Here is a 13,111-nt window from a genome sequence, read left to right as displayed (position 1 = left end):
CAATCTCGAAAAAAGGAACACAAGGGAGGCTTTTCATGATCCTTTGCTGCGGCGAAGCGCTGATCGACATGCTGCCGCGCCAGACAGGCCAGGGCGAGGCCGCTTTCGCGCCCTATACGGGAGGCGCCGTTTTCAACAGCGCCATTGCCATTGCGCGCCTTGGCGTGGCGTGCGGATTCTTCACCGGGCTTTCAGACGATCTTTTCGGGCGGATGCTGCAGGAGAAGCTTGCGGAAAGCCATGTGGACCTTTCCCTCACCCAGGTTTCAAGCCGCCCAACCACGCTCGCCTTCGTGACCCTCGCCGACGGGCAAGCCGAGTATAACTTCTATGACGAAGGTACGGCCGGACGCATGATCGAGCCGACCGACCTGCCTGCTCTCCCAGGCGACGTTTCGGCCATGCTGTTCGGTGGCATTAGCCTGGTTTCCGAGCCCTGTGGTTCGGCCTATGAAGCATTCATGGCGCGCGAGGCCCAAAACCGCGTCATCATGCTCGATCCCAATATTCGCCCCGCATTCATCGCCGATGCGAACAGCCACCGCGCGCGCATCGCCCGCATGGTCGAAAAGGCCGATATCATCAAGATCTCGGCGGATGACCTCGAATGGTTCGCGGAGACCGGCAGCATCGATGAGATCATAGCTCGCTGGCTGGAACGTGGGCCCAGTCTCATTATCCTCACCGATGGCGGGAAAGGCGCGACCGCCTACACCAAATCGCAAAAGCAATTCGTTCCGGCAACGCCCGTCGAGGTGGTCGATACGGTCGGCGCCGGCGACACTTTCAATGGCGCGCTTCTCGCGTCTCTTGAAGGGGATGGGCTCCTGACAAAGGAGAAAATCGCCGCGCTCGATGAGGCGCAGATTGCAAAAGCGATTGCCTTTGCATCGCGCGCCGCCGCTGTCACCGTTTCGCGCGCGGGTGCCAATCCGCCATGGAGAAGCGAACTTCCGCCGGCCTGATCAGGCCGGCGCAGTTTCGGCAATGAAGAAGGGGCTCGCAAAAGCCTCCAGCCCTTCTCCGCCTTTCGGGCCGTAAGTGAGCGGAGCACCGTCCAGAGTGCGCGCCATGCCACCTGCCGCCCTTAAGATCGCATCACCCGCTGCGGTGTCCCACTGCATGGTGCGGCCAAAGCGCGGGTAAAGGTCCGCGTCCCCCCGAGCGATCATGCAGAATTTCAATGACGATCCGATCGATGTCGTTTCGGCACCGGGATGGCGGTCGATAAAGGCACGGGTTTCGTCGGTGCAATGCGACCGGCTGGCGACGATAACGGGCGGGTTTTGTCGCGGCCGGGCGCGGATCGTGCGGCGCTCGTCAGGCTGACCATCAACCACCATGACCTCAAACGCGGCGCCGGGGCGCGCGGAATACAGCAGATCACGCGCCGGCGCGAAGATCACGCCAGCAACAGGCGCGCCATTCCGGATCAGGCCGATATTGACTGTGAAGTCCGGCCGCCGTGCGATGAACTCCCGCGTGCCGTCCAGCGGATCCACCAGAATGAAATCGCCATCCCCGCATACGGGGATCACACCGCCGGAAGCCGCTTCTTCCGAAACGCATGTCGTTGCGAGCCCGGCATCCCTGAACCCGTCGAGGATAACCTTCTCGGCAGCTCGGTCCGCAGCCGTAACGGGTGTATCGTCCGCTTTCTGATGGACTTCGCAACCGGCATCATAATGCCGCATGATCGCGGCACCCGCGGCGAGCGCCAATTGCTCGAACAGCGCCAGCAGCGCCGCGTCATCCTTCAACATGCCCATAAAACAGTCTGTCTTTCGCGTTCAAGAGCTCAGCAATAGCCGCGCTCCCGCAGCCAAGCTTCGATTTCGTCGACCAGTTCTTCCGGCGCGCGGGCCGTCGTCTCCACGTGGATATCAGCCTTTTCCGGGGCCTCATAGGGGGAGTCCACACCAGTGAAATTCTTGATTTCCCCCTTGAGCGCCTTGGCATACAGACCTTTCGGGTCGCGTCTGGCGCATTCCTCGAATGGCGTGTCCACGAACACCTCCACGAACTCTCCGTCGTTCATCAGCTCGCGTGCCATGCGCCGCTCCGCCCTGAAAGGTGAGATGAACGATACGAGCACGATCAGTCCGGCATCCGCCATCAATTTCGCCGTCTCGGCCACACGACGGATATTCTCCACCCGGTCGGCATCCGTAAAGCCAAGGTCTCGGTTCAATCCATGGCGGACATTGTCGCCGTCAAGCACATAGGTGTGCCGGCCGGATGCGTGCAGCTTCTTTTCAAGCAGGCTGGCGATGGTCGACTTGCCCGAACCGGACAGCCCGGTGAACCAGAGAACGGCCGGCTTCTGATGCTTCAGCGCCGCGCGGGACTGCCGCGTGACATCGAGTGCCTGCCAATGAATATTGGCGGCACGGCGCAGCGGCCATTCGATCATGCCTGCACCGACCGTCGCGTTTGTCAGCCGGTCGATCAGAATGAATGCACCCGTGACGCGATTGTCGCGGAAGGCATCGAAGGCTATCGGTGCCTGTGTCGAGAAATTGCACAGCCCCACCTCGTTCAGGTTCAGGCAGGTGGCCGCTTCCTCGGCAAAATTGTTGATGTTGCGGCGGTGCTTGAGGTGACTCACCGTGGCCGAAACCTCATCAGTCTCGGTGCGCAGAATGTAGGAGCGCCCCGGAAGAAGCGGGTTTTCATCGAACCACACCAGCGTTGCGGCAAACTGATCGGCCACATGCGGCCGCGCTTCCGGTGTCACCAGCATATTGCCGCGCGAAAGCTCTACCTCATCCTCGAGCACAAGCGTCACGGCCTGCCCCTCGGATGCAACGTCCAGATCGCCGTCCTGGGTAACGATGCGCCGAATGCGCGTCTGTTTCCCTGACTTGGCAACGGTTACCGGATCGCCGACACCGATATGGCCGGAGGCAACAGTGCCTGCAAAACCGCGGAAATCCAGATTGGGCCGGGAGACATACTGTACGGGAAAACGGAACGGCCGGCCTTCTGCTTCAACCTCGATATCAACAGTTTCCAGATGCTCGAGAAGCGTCGGCCCCGAATACCAGGGCGTTTGCTCCGACGAACGGGTGACATTGTCGCCGTAGCGCGCAGACATGGGGATTGGCTGGATCGAGTTGAAACCGAGCTCCTCCGCAAAGGCGCGATACTCGGCGGAAATCCGCTCGAACACAGTCTCGTCGAATCCGACGAGGTCGATCTTGTTCACCGCCACCACGATATGGCGGATCCCCAGAAGCGAGGCGATGATCGAATGCCGCCGTGTTTGCGGCAGGATGCCCTGCCGCGCGTCCACCAGAACGATGGCGAGATCGGCTGTGGAGGCACCCGTCGCCATGTTGCGGGTGTATTGCTCGTGGCCCGGTGTGTCGGCCACAATGAATTTGCGGCGCGGTGTCGAAAAGAAGCGATAGGCAACATCAATCGTGATGCCCTGCTCGCGTTCAGCTTCAAGACCATCGACAAGCAGCGCAAAATCGATCTCATCACCGGCGGTGCCGTGCTTGCGGGAATCGTTTTCGAGAGCCGCCAGCTGATCCTCGAAGATCAGCTTGGTGTCGAACAGCAAACGGCCGATCAGCGTCGACTTGCCGTCGTCCACCGATCCGCAGGTCAAAAAGCGCAAGAGCCCCTTGTTCTCCTGTCCGGCCACGTAGTCGCGAATATCGACCGGAGCCGCGTCTTCTTCACCCACGGGCACTTTGTTGCCGGTCAACATGATCAGAAATACCCTTCACGCTTCTTCTTTTCCATGGAGCCCGCCTCATCGCGGTCGATCAGGCGCCCTTGCCGCTCAGATGTGCGCGCTGTCAGCATCTCGCCGACAATCTCCTCAAGGGTGGTCGCATTCGAAGGGATCGCGCCCGTCAACGGATAGCAACCAAGTGTGCGGAAACGAACCATACGCTCCTCCACCTTCTCGCCCGGCAGAAGGCGCATCCGGTCATCGTCCACCATAATAGTCATGCCATCGCGGTCCACCACCGGCCGTTTGGCGGCGAAATAAAGCGGAACAATGGGAATATTCTCCTGCAGGATGTATTGCCAGATGTCCTGCTCGGTCCAGTTGGAAAGCGGGAAGACCCGGATGGATTCACCCGGCGCCACGCGCGTGTTGTAGATCTTCCACATTTCCGGCCGCTGGTTCTTGGGATCCCAGGCATGCCCTGCGGAGCGAAATGAAAAAATGCGTTCCTTGGCGCGGCTCTTTTCCTCGTCGCGCCGCGCGCCACCAAAGGCCGCGTCAAATCCATATTTGTCGAGCGCCTGGCGCAGCGCCACCGTCTTCATCACATGGGTGTGGGTGTTGGAGCCATGATCGAACGGGTTGATACCGTCGCGCACGCCCTCTTCATTGATATGCACAAGGAGGTCGAAGCCTTTTTCCTTCGCCATTCGGTCCCGGAACGCGATCATCTCCCGGAACTTCCAGGTGGTGTCCACATGCAGGAATGGAAATGGCGGCTTGGCAGGATAGAACGCCTTCATCGCCAGATGCATCAGCACGGAGGAATCCTTGCCGACGGAATAGAGCATCACGGGCTTTGAAAACGTCGCCGCCACTTCGCGGAAAATGTGGATCGCCTCGGCTTCCAGCCTGCCGAGATGAGTGAGGGCTGCCGGCATTTTTTCGCCTTCTTGTCTGTGTCGATGCGGCCGGGGCCGTGGCTGCGTCTGGATTGTGCCTTTAGGTATCACGCGGTATTTGGCCTATCAAGGAGCGCACTCTCCCACCGACCCCCGGTTTGCGAGGCGCATTTTGCGTTGTTCCAAAGGCTAGGGAAAAGGCATTTCAGAAATGGTGAGGGCCCACCGTCAGAGCGCGGCTAAAGGCCCAAACCTGTTTCCCGTCTATTCAGAGACGGCCTTGCGAATGGTCTCGATCACACGATCCTGATCGCCCTCTTCCAGATAGGGATGCATCGGCAGGCACAGGATGCGGTGCGGGAGACTTTCCGAGACGGAAAGCCCACCGGGCGCCTTCGCATACATGTCATAGGCTTTCTGCAAATGAAGCGGCTTTTCATAATAAACGACCGAGGGGATGCCCGCTTCGCGCAGGCGACTGCGCACCAGATCGCGCTTCTCGGTTTCGATGGCATATTGCGCCCAGGCCGAGCGATGGCCCTTCGGCGTCACCGCGACCTTTACCACGTCACCGAGCCCTTCGGCATAGCGTGCGGCAACCTTCTGACGCGCATCCATCTCGTCTTCAAGGATCGCCAGCTTCTCGATCAGGATCGCCGCCTGGATCGTGTCGAGGCGCGAGTTCAGGCCTACGCGCACATTGTCGTACTGGCTCTCACCCTTGCCGTGAAAGGCGATGGAGCGCAGGACATCGGCGAGCTCATCATCGTCGGTGAACATCGCGCCACCATCGCCATAGCAGCCAAGCGGCTTGGCCGGGTAAAAGCTGGTGGACGCCACATGGCCGAATGCGCCGCAGCGCTTGTTGTTGAGCGTGCCGCCGATGGATTGCGCAGCGTCCTCGATGATGCGCAGACCTTCGCGCGCGGCGATGCCCTCGATGGCGCCGTAGTCGGCAGCCAATCCGAAGAGATCGACCGGAATCACCGCTTTCGGGGTCAGCCGGCCTTCTGCCTTGATGAGATCAATGGCAGCCGTCAGGCTCTTCGGGTCCATGTTGTAGGTATCGGCATTAATCTCCACGAAGACCGGCTCTGCACCGGCCAGCGCCACGACTTCGGCCGTCGCTGCAAAGGTGAAGCTTGGACAGAACACCGCGTCGCCCGGTCCGATGCCATACGCCATCAAAGGCATCAAAAGGGCATCCGTGCCATTGGCACAGGCAATTGCGTGTTTCGTTCCTACATAGGCCGCAAGCTGCTCCTCAAAAGCGGCGACCTGCGGTCCTAAAATATAGCGCCCTTCTGCCACGACCGTGTCGATTGCAGCTGCGAGCTTGTCCTTGATGCGCTCACGCTGAGCGCCGAGATCGATAAATTGCATTTGTTGCCCAATCAGTTGCGGGATGATTCCGCATCAGCCCCGCTCGTTGAATAGGGATGCGGCACGCATAGCGCAACCAAGGGTGCCCTTCAATCTGCCACCTCAGCTGTTACAAGAGGTGAACAGGATAGCCTGCAACCCTTTCAGCCCCTTGTGTATTTGAAGGGCGTGCGCACTTGCCGCCGCGAATCCAATGATGAGCTCTTTCTCGCAAACCTAACAAAACTTCAATCAATCATTGCAATGCTCCACGGCAACAGCGCATTGTTCGTCTTCAAGAAACATCCAGGAAGGAAAGTATGGGCGCCCCTTTCAAAGCGTACGACGTTCGTGGTCGAATCCCCGAGGAAATCAATATCCCTTTCGCCTATCGCTTTTCACAGGCGCTCAAGCAGAGCCTCAACCCCGGCACGGTCGTTGTCGGTCATGACATGCGCATGGACAGCCCGGCTCTCGCCGAAGCGCTGACCCAGGGCCTACTCGATAGCGGCGTCAGCGTGCGGCCGGTTGGCCGTTGCGGAACGGAAGAGGTTTATTTCCATACCGCTGCCAGCGGCGCGGATGCCGGCCTCATGGTCACCGCCAGCCACAATCCGCCCGACTACAACGGCATCAAGATGGTGCTGAAGGGCGCATCCGCTGCGACGCCGGACAACGCCTTCAACGGGATCGAAGAGATCATGCGTTCCGATGCGGTGCTGCGGCCGGTTGCCGATTATGCCGCGCGCGGCACGCTGCACGATCTTTGCGACCGAGATGCCTATATCGAACGCCTTCTCAATGAGGTGGCTGGTCGGAACCTCAAACCGATGAAGATCGTCTGCCACGCGGGCAATGGCTGCGCAGGTCCGATCATTGACCTTCTGGAAAAGCACCTCCCCTTCACCTTCATCAAGATCGACCACGAGCCCGACCCGCGCCTGCCAAATGGCGTGCCAAATCCGCTGTTGCCGGAAAAACGCGAAAAGGCCAGCAAGGCGGTGATCGAGCATGGTGCCGATCTGGCGATCGCCTGGGACGGCGATTTCGATCGCTGCTTCCTTTATGATCACAAGGGCCAGTTTGTCGAAGGCTACTACCTGGTTGGCATGATCGCCCAGACCTTGCTTGGCAAACATCCCGGCAGCACCGTCCTCTATGATCCCCGCCTCACCTGGAACACGATCGACATGGTCGAAAGCGCCGGTGGCGTGGCAAAGCCCTGCCGCACGGGGCACGCCTATTTCAAACAGATGATGCGTGAGGAAAATGCCATCTATGGCGGCGAGATGAGTGCGCACCATTATTTCCGTGATTTCGCCTATTGTGATTCGGGCATGCTCGCCTGGCTCGATGTGGTGGCAGACCTTTCGGCCAGTGGCACCACGCTTGCCGAACGCCTCGAAGAGCGCATCGCCGCCTATCCATGCTCTGGCGAAATCAACTTCACCGTGTCGGACGCAGCCGAAGTCCAGAAGCGCATTTCCGACCACTATCTGCCGCAGAACCCGGAAGTTGAGAGCCAGGACGGCCTCGGCATGGTGTTCGATGACTGGCGCTTCAACCTCCGCGCCTCCAACACCGAACCCCTGCTCCGTCTCAACGTGGAAACCCGCGGCGACAAGGCACTTCTGAAAGCGAAGGTGGACGAATTGCGCGGGATGATCGAGCAGGCTGGTTAGCGCGCGCTACGCCGATCACAATTTCTGAAGCCCGTTGCTCGTTGCGGCGGGCTTTCAACTTTATGATGCTCGGTGGCTTTTATGGTGCTCGGTGGCTTGCCCAGCCGTAGCTTTAGCGGAGGCTGGCTGGGGCGGCAGGATTCGAACCTGCGAATGACGGTACCAAAAACCGTTGCCTTACCACTTGGCGACGCCCCAAGACCGAGCGAAGCGGTGGATAGCAGAAGCACGGCCCCACGACAAGCAGTCGTCTTCAGCCTTTCTGTGGAGCACGTGCTTTCTTCTCGCTCGTTCGTCAAGCCACCCATTCACCCCAGAACTGGGTGAGCGAGGCCGGCGCATAACCGTCGAGCCCGCCGAAGAACTGTGCCAGCTCAACCGTGTCCCCCGCCGTCAGCCCTGCCATCACGTGAAGGTGCAACGCTGCCTCAGATCCATCGACCGCGAGACTGGCCACGTCACTCGCCACCAGAGGCGCGCACAGGTCGCTTGCCCCGTTCAAAACCAGTTTCGCCTTCAGTGCGGAAGGCACATTGGTGCCGTTCTGTTTCCAGCCAATCACCGCTCCGAACCGATAAAGCCCATCGGCGGGTGCGGTAAAGCGGTTGGCCCCCGTGTCGAACGCCAGTTGGTCATTTGCCACCGTATTGTTGATCGCCACGGTCTGCCATGTGTCGGCGGCGATATACTGGTCGTAGTTGATGAAGCCGAGGAATTTCGGATTGGAGGGCAGTGTAACGCGGCCGGAACTCTCGTCGGTCACAATCGCATCGTTGAACGCCGCACCGTCATCGGAAACTGCAAGCCGCCAGCCATCCGAGCCGAAAAGCCCCATTATCGCACGCGTGAGAAAGTCGCTCTGCAGCAGCAAACCCACATCGCCGGAAGGCGCTTCCTTGTTCATTGTGTAGAGCAGACTACCCGTCCCCCCTTCGGCTGCGTAGCGGGCGGTCCAGAGCGTCTTGTCGAGCTTTGCGGAAAACGGGTTTACTGCGTCGGCACTCGTGCCAAGCCCGAACAGGGCTGCATTCTGGATTTCAGCACCGCTTTCGGGCACACCGTCGATCGGCTGCCAACCGGTGCCGTCGAAGACCACGAGACGCATTTCATCGACGACCCAGGCGCGCCAGCCGGTGACAGGCGCGAGCCTTTCCCATGCACCGTCAACAAAATACGCGATTTCGCCTTCCCATCCATTCCAGGCTCCCGAGGCAGCGCCCCCCACGATGTAGCATGCACCGTCGTCCGGGGTGTCAGGTGGTGCGGAGAGATCGCGATCGCGCACGGCGAGGTGCACCAAACCGTCAAGCAGGCGGATCGCTTCATTGTGTGTCACATGCTTCTGCGCCTGTGAGGGCATGATGTAGGGGAGGTTGAGATTTGCGGTCTGTTCCATGGCGGCCCGTTCCTTGTGAGAGCACAAGTCTAGTGGCGCTTGGGCGCACGGGGATAAACTGGCCGCGGAGCGTTGCTGCCTTCCCCGGCAAAGGAGGGAAAACGCTTTCCCTTTTGGTCGCTTTCACGCCTTGCCATGAGGAAAAAAAGCTTGTCGGGGTAGCGCCCTCTCCCCATGGATGCAGCAAATCCACCGATGGCCCTATTGCCTACACCCGGCGTCAACGTTTCCAATCTATTGTCGGGGCAATCTACGTGGATACGTGCTGAAATGGCGAAGACGTTTCACCGGTTCACGGTCATGGAAACACGTTTGATACGATGATGGCGGGGTGGATTGATGTTTGTACCGGTGATCATGGCGGGCGGAATGGGAACGCGGCTGTGGCCGGTTTCGCGCGAACACTATCCCAAGCAGTTCTGCACGCTGGTCGGTGATACCACCATGTTGCAGCAGACCATGGCGCGGCTTGTTGGCCTCGATTGTGCTGCACCGCTCACGGTCTGCAATGAGGAGCACCGTTTTCTCGCGGCAGAGCAGCTCAGGCAGGCCGGCATCGAAAAGGCTTCTATTCTGCTTGAACCGGTGGGCCGCAACACGGCACCGGCCATCACCCTGGCCGCCTTACAGGCGACGGCGACGGGGGAAGACCCGCTGCTTCTTGTCATGCCCGCCGATCATCTTATTCAGAACCTGTCCGCATTCCGTGAAGGCGTCGCCAAGGCCGAAACTTTGGCCCGAGAGGGCCGGCTGGTGACATTCGGCATCGTGCCGACCAGTCCCGAAACCGGTTTCGGCTATATCCGTCGCGGCGAAAAGATCGGCGAGACCGGATTTGTCGTTTCTGGTTTCGAGGAAAAGCCCGATCGCGTCACCGCGCAAGCCTATCTGAAAGATGGGGGCTACGACTGGAACAGCGGCATGTTCATGTTCCGGGCCAGCACATATCTGGAGGAGATGCGCGCCCATGCTCCGGCCATTCTTGATGCCTGCAAGGCAGCCATGGCGGGCGTGGAGAGCGATGACTATTTCCTCCGGCCAGCACGCGAGGCGTTCGAGGCCTGTCCGGCCGATTCCATTGACTATGCGGTGATGGAAAAGACCGACAGAGCGGCTGTGGTCCCGCTTGATGCCGGCTGGAACGACATCGGCTCATGGTCTGCCATATGGGAGGCGCAGGACAAAGACGCCAACGGAAATGCCTTGACCGGCGACGTGTTGCAGGTTGCCTCCAAAAACTCGATCGTCTCCGCCCAGAAACGCCTCGTTGCGCTCGTCGGCGTGGAAGATCTGGTTGTGGTCGAGACGGCGGACGCCGTTCTCGTCGCCAGGCGCGATGCGGTGCAGAACGTCAAGGAGATCGTCGGACAGCTGAAGGCGGCAAACCGCACCGAGCATGTGGATCACCGTCGGGTCTACCGGCCCTGGGGCGACTATGATTCCATCGATTTCGGCAACCGCTATCAGGTCAAGCGGATCACCGTGAAGCCAGGGGCGAAACTTTCGGTCCAAAAGCACCACCATCGGGCCGAACACTGGGTCGTGGTGCGGGGAACGGCAAGGGTTCTGAAGGGCGACGAGACCATCATGCTGACCGAGAACCAGTCGACCTATATTCCGCTGGGTGAAATCCATGCGCTGGAAAACCCGGGCAAGATCCCGCTGGAACTGATCGAGGTGCAGTCGGGCTCCTATCTTGGCGAGGACGACATCATTCGCCTGGAAGATCGATACGGCCGCACCTGAAGGAGCGGCGTGGTCCGAAGGACGGAAGGGAAGAACTGCCGCTTATGATCAGAGGCGGTTCTCCGGCCCGGCAAACGCCCTGTTCTCCCGCTCCTGCTGTTCGTCTGCAAGACGCGAGGTTCCGTTCGCCAGAAAGAGCCCGATAATCAGGAACATCATGAAAACCGTATCGAGAATGTCGTGGCCGAAAATGAGGTTCACGCTTCCTCCACCGGCATAGACGACCACCAGCATCAAAAGCAGGGTTGCGCCCAGCCGTGCCGATCTGTCCCGCCCGTGGGTCAAACAACGGACAGCCAAAACGGCAATCAACGCAAACATGGCGAGGATCGCGCAGCCAGCGACGATGCCCGACTCGACCACAATGGTGAGAAATCCATTGTGAAAATGCGTGAAGCCTACCTTCAGTCCGAAGTTGTCAGCGAGCCGCTGATGAATGAGCGCCGTCACATTCTGCATCCCATGCCCAAAAACCGGGCTTTCCGCGAAAAGCTGGGCTCCCGTTTTCCAAAGCGCGACGCGCAGACCAACAGAGGTGTTGTAATATCCCCCCTCTGTCAGCCTCTCCACATTGTGCCAGAGCGTTTCGAACCGGTCCAGGATGAGACCGGAAGCCAGTACAGCGATCACAATGACGAGCCCTGCAAGCGCGAGAATCCGTCCCTTTAGCAGGCTCGCCACAAAACGCCGGAAAATAAAGAGCTGAACCAGCGTGAGGACGATCATCAACACCCATACCGAGCGTGAACCGGACAAGGTCACGGCGGCGAAAGCTGCAATAAAAGCAACGCTGAGCAAGAGAGGACGCCGATTTTCGAAAGCAAGCGCTCCCGCCAGGCAAGAAAGCCCGGCCAGACAGGCCACATCGGCGAACACGAGCGCATTGCCAGCGCCCCCCTCGGCTCGCATGTCCAGAAAGATGTATTGGACAAGCGCCAGCAGCAGCGCGCCGAAACTCGCCAGCGCACAGCCGGCAAGAAGCGCATGAGCAACCTCCTCCCTGTCCGAAATGGTCCAGACCGAGTAGGAGAAGGGAAACAGAAGAAAAGTGGCGAGAGGCAAAAGCTTGTATGCCATGCCCGGCGTCGGCTCATTGGCAAGAAACGCAATGAGATTGGCGGCAACATATACCAGCATCAACAGCGCGATCCACCGCATCGCGGTGTCCGGGCTCAAACGGCGCCGGCCGGAAAGAACTTCAAAGGCGCACCAGAGTGCGCCGCCGTGCCAAACGACGCTGGCAACCGACCCCACGACCGGCGGCATGGCAAACACGGCCAGGGTGAAGAGTCGATTGATCCCGCGATACGTCATTCCCGGTTCCGTTTGGCGAGTTTTGCTTCCCAGTTGAGCGCATGCTCCACGATTGTGTTCAGATCATCGAAGCGTGGCTTCCAGTCCAGCTCTCGCCTGCATCGCTCGGCTTCAGCGACAATCGCCACTGCGTCGCCCGGCCGGCGCCCTGAAACACGCACCTCAAAATCCTTCTGGGCCACATCCTTTACCGCATTGATGACTTCGAGCACCGAATAACCGTTTCCGTAACCGCAATTGGCGACGAGGCTACCTTTCCCCTCACGCATGCGCTTGAGCGCAAGATAGTGTGCGTTCACGAGATCAGAAACATGAATGTAATCGCGAACGCAGGTCCCATCCGGCGTATCATAGTCCGTGCCAAACACTTCCATGTGGTCGCGCTTGCCCGTGGCCGTCTCGCACGCAACCTTGATCAGGTGGGTCGCGCCCTTGGTGGATTGACCCGTGCGCTGGTCGGGATCCGCTCCTGACACGTTGAAATAACGCAGCACCGTGTAGTCGAAATCATAAGCAGCCGCACAATCGCGCAACATCAGTTCGGTCATCATTTTCGACGTGCCGTAGGGAGATTCCGGCCGCAGTTCCGTGTCTTCGCCTACAGGAAAATGTTTCGGGCTGCCGTAGACGGCTGCGGTGGAAGAAAAGATGAAGTGCCGCACACCGCATCGTACTGCACTCTCGATCAAGCTGCGGGACTTTACCGTATTGTTGAGGTAGTAGCCCAGAGGATCCGACACGGATTCCGGTACGATGATAGATCCGGCGAAATGGATGATCGAATCGACATCATGCTCGCGAATAATGTTCTCCACCAGCGCCTGGTCAGCAATGTCCCCGACCACGAGGGTCGCAGCCCCTGCTACGGCCCAATCGAAGCCCGTGCTGAGGCGATCAAGAACCACAACCTCTTCGCCATGATCCAACAGTTCCCAGACCATGTGGCTGCCGATGTAACCGGCACCGCCGGTGACCAATACACTCATTCCCATCCCCTCAAGAAATCGGGCCAGACATCACCATC

General features: G+C 59.6%; 10 protein-coding genes and 1 tRNA gene. 3 read left to right on the top strand and 8 right to left on the bottom strand.

Translation table 11 applies throughout. From position 1 onward, the window contains the following. Nucleotides 1–35: 35 nt before the first annotated feature. Nucleotides 36–965: a carbohydrate kinase family protein gene (locus AC2CHD_RS13035; RefSeq protein WP_484554021.1), complete on the top strand. Its 930-nt coding sequence runs from the start codon at nt 36–38 to the stop codon at nt 963–965. On the opposite strand, the gene cysQ is transcribed toward AC2CHD_RS13035, so the two are convergent. The 4 genes from cysQ to AC2CHD_RS13015 form a co-directional block, all read right to left on the bottom strand. After that, nucleotides 966–1,769, bottom strand: a complete 804-nt coding sequence (gene cysQ, locus AC2CHD_RS13030; protein WP_484554020.1) for a 3'(2'),5'-bisphosphate nucleotidase CysQ — start codon at nt 1,767–1,769, stop codon at nt 966–968. Between the two features lie 29 nt (nt 1,770–1,798). Then, on the bottom strand, nt 1,799–3,718 hold the full coding sequence (gene cysN / locus AC2CHD_RS13025; RefSeq protein WP_484554019.1) for a sulfate adenylyltransferase subunit CysN: 1,920 nt from the start codon (nt 3,716–3,718) through the stop codon (nt 1,799–1,801). A 2-nt stretch (nt 3,719–3,720) separates the two neighbouring features. Beyond that, nucleotides 3,721–4,626, bottom strand: a complete 906-nt coding sequence (gene cysD / locus AC2CHD_RS13020) for a sulfate adenylyltransferase subunit CysD (RefSeq protein WP_484554018.1) — start codon at nt 4,624–4,626, stop codon at nt 3,721–3,723. Between the two features lie 225 nt (nt 4,627–4,851). Then, nucleotides 4,852–5,970, bottom strand: a complete 1,119-nt coding sequence (locus AC2CHD_RS13015) for a DegT/DnrJ/EryC1/StrS family aminotransferase (protein WP_484554017.1) — start codon at nt 5,968–5,970, stop codon at nt 4,852–4,854. Between the two features lie 299 nt (nt 5,971–6,269). Here AC2CHD_RS13015 and AC2CHD_RS13010 point away from each other — a divergent pair, with 299 nt between their 5' ends. Further along, on the top strand, nt 6,270–7,631 hold the full coding sequence (locus AC2CHD_RS13010) for a phosphohexomutase domain-containing protein (RefSeq protein ID WP_484554016.1): 1,362 nt from the start codon (nt 6,270–6,272) through the stop codon (nt 7,629–7,631). A 123-nt stretch (nt 7,632–7,754) separates the two neighbouring features. Here AC2CHD_RS13010 and AC2CHD_RS13005 read toward each other — a convergent pair. Together AC2CHD_RS13005 and AC2CHD_RS13000 are read right to left on the bottom strand one after the other, a co-directional pair. Then, nucleotides 7,755–7,829, bottom strand: a tRNA-Gln gene (locus AC2CHD_RS13005). A 97-nt stretch (nt 7,830–7,926) separates the two neighbouring features. Then, nucleotides 7,927–9,027, bottom strand: a complete 1,101-nt coding sequence (locus AC2CHD_RS13000; protein ID WP_484554015.1) for a DUF2793 domain-containing protein — start codon at nt 9,025–9,027, stop codon at nt 7,927–7,929. A gap of 339 nt (nt 9,028–9,366) precedes the next feature. Here AC2CHD_RS13000 and AC2CHD_RS12995 point away from each other — a divergent pair, with 339 nt between their 5' ends. Continuing rightward, nucleotides 9,367–10,773, top strand: a complete 1,407-nt coding sequence (locus tag AC2CHD_RS12995; protein ID WP_484554014.1) for a mannose-1-phosphate guanylyltransferase/mannose-6-phosphate isomerase — start codon at nt 9,367–9,369, stop codon at nt 10,771–10,773. Between the two features lie 48 nt (nt 10,774–10,821). Here the strand turns inward: AC2CHD_RS12995 and AC2CHD_RS12990 are convergent, their stop codons facing one another. After that, complete coding sequence (locus tag AC2CHD_RS12990; RefSeq protein WP_484554013.1) at nt 10,822–12,087, bottom strand: O-antigen ligase family protein; 1,266 nt, start codon at nt 12,085–12,087, stop codon at nt 10,822–10,824. Beyond that, the gene (galE, locus tag AC2CHD_RS12985; RefSeq protein ID WP_484554012.1) at nt 12,084–13,073 is read right to left on the bottom strand and encodes a UDP-glucose 4-epimerase GalE; all 990 of its coding nucleotides are present in this window, start codon (nt 13,071–13,073) and stop codon (nt 12,084–12,086) included. Before galE ends, AC2CHD_RS12990 begins: the two co-directional genes overlap by 4 nt. Nucleotides 13,074–13,111 lie beyond the last annotated feature (38 nt).

Source organism: Nitratireductor sp. ATLC21 (assembly GCF_057196525.1).
The sequence above is the reverse complement of the archived record's forward strand: the minus strand, read 5'-3'. Positions and strand labels throughout refer to the sequence as shown.

What these genes read in the sequence shown, in the direction of transcription:
- AC2CHD_RS13035 (WP_484554021.1), top strand. Translation starts at nt 36, where the DNA reads ATGATCCTTTGCTGCGGCGAAGCGCTGATCGACATGCTGCCGCGCCAG.
- cysQ (WP_484554020.1), bottom strand. Translation starts at nt 1,769, where the DNA reads ATGGGCATGTTGAAGGATGACGCGGCGCTGCTGGCGCTGTTCGAGCAA.
- cysN (WP_484554019.1), bottom strand. Translation starts at nt 3,718, where the DNA reads ATGTTGACCGGCAACAAAGTGCCCGTGGGTGAAGAAGACGCGGCTCCG.
- cysD (WP_484554018.1), bottom strand. Translation starts at nt 4,626, where the DNA reads ATGCCGGCAGCCCTCACTCATCTCGGCAGGCTGGAAGCCGAGGCGATC.
- AC2CHD_RS13015 (WP_484554017.1), bottom strand. Translation starts at nt 5,970, where the DNA reads ATGCAATTTATCGATCTCGGCGCTCAGCGTGAGCGCATCAAGGACAAG.
- AC2CHD_RS13010 (WP_484554016.1), top strand. Translation starts at nt 6,270, where the DNA reads ATGGGCGCCCCTTTCAAAGCGTACGACGTTCGTGGTCGAATCCCCGAG.
- AC2CHD_RS13000 (WP_484554015.1), bottom strand. Translation starts at nt 9,027, where the DNA reads ATGGAACAGACCGCAAATCTCAACCTCCCCTACATCATGCCCTCACAG.
- AC2CHD_RS12995 (WP_484554014.1), top strand. Translation starts at nt 9,367, where the DNA reads ATGTTTGTACCGGTGATCATGGCGGGCGGAATGGGAACGCGGCTGTGG.
- AC2CHD_RS12990 (WP_484554013.1), bottom strand. Translation starts at nt 12,087, where the DNA reads ATGACGTATCGCGGGATCAATCGACTCTTCACCCTGGCCGTGTTTGCC.
- galE (WP_484554012.1), bottom strand. Translation starts at nt 13,073, where the DNA reads ATGAGTGTATTGGTCACCGGCGGTGCCGGTTACATCGGCAGCCACATG.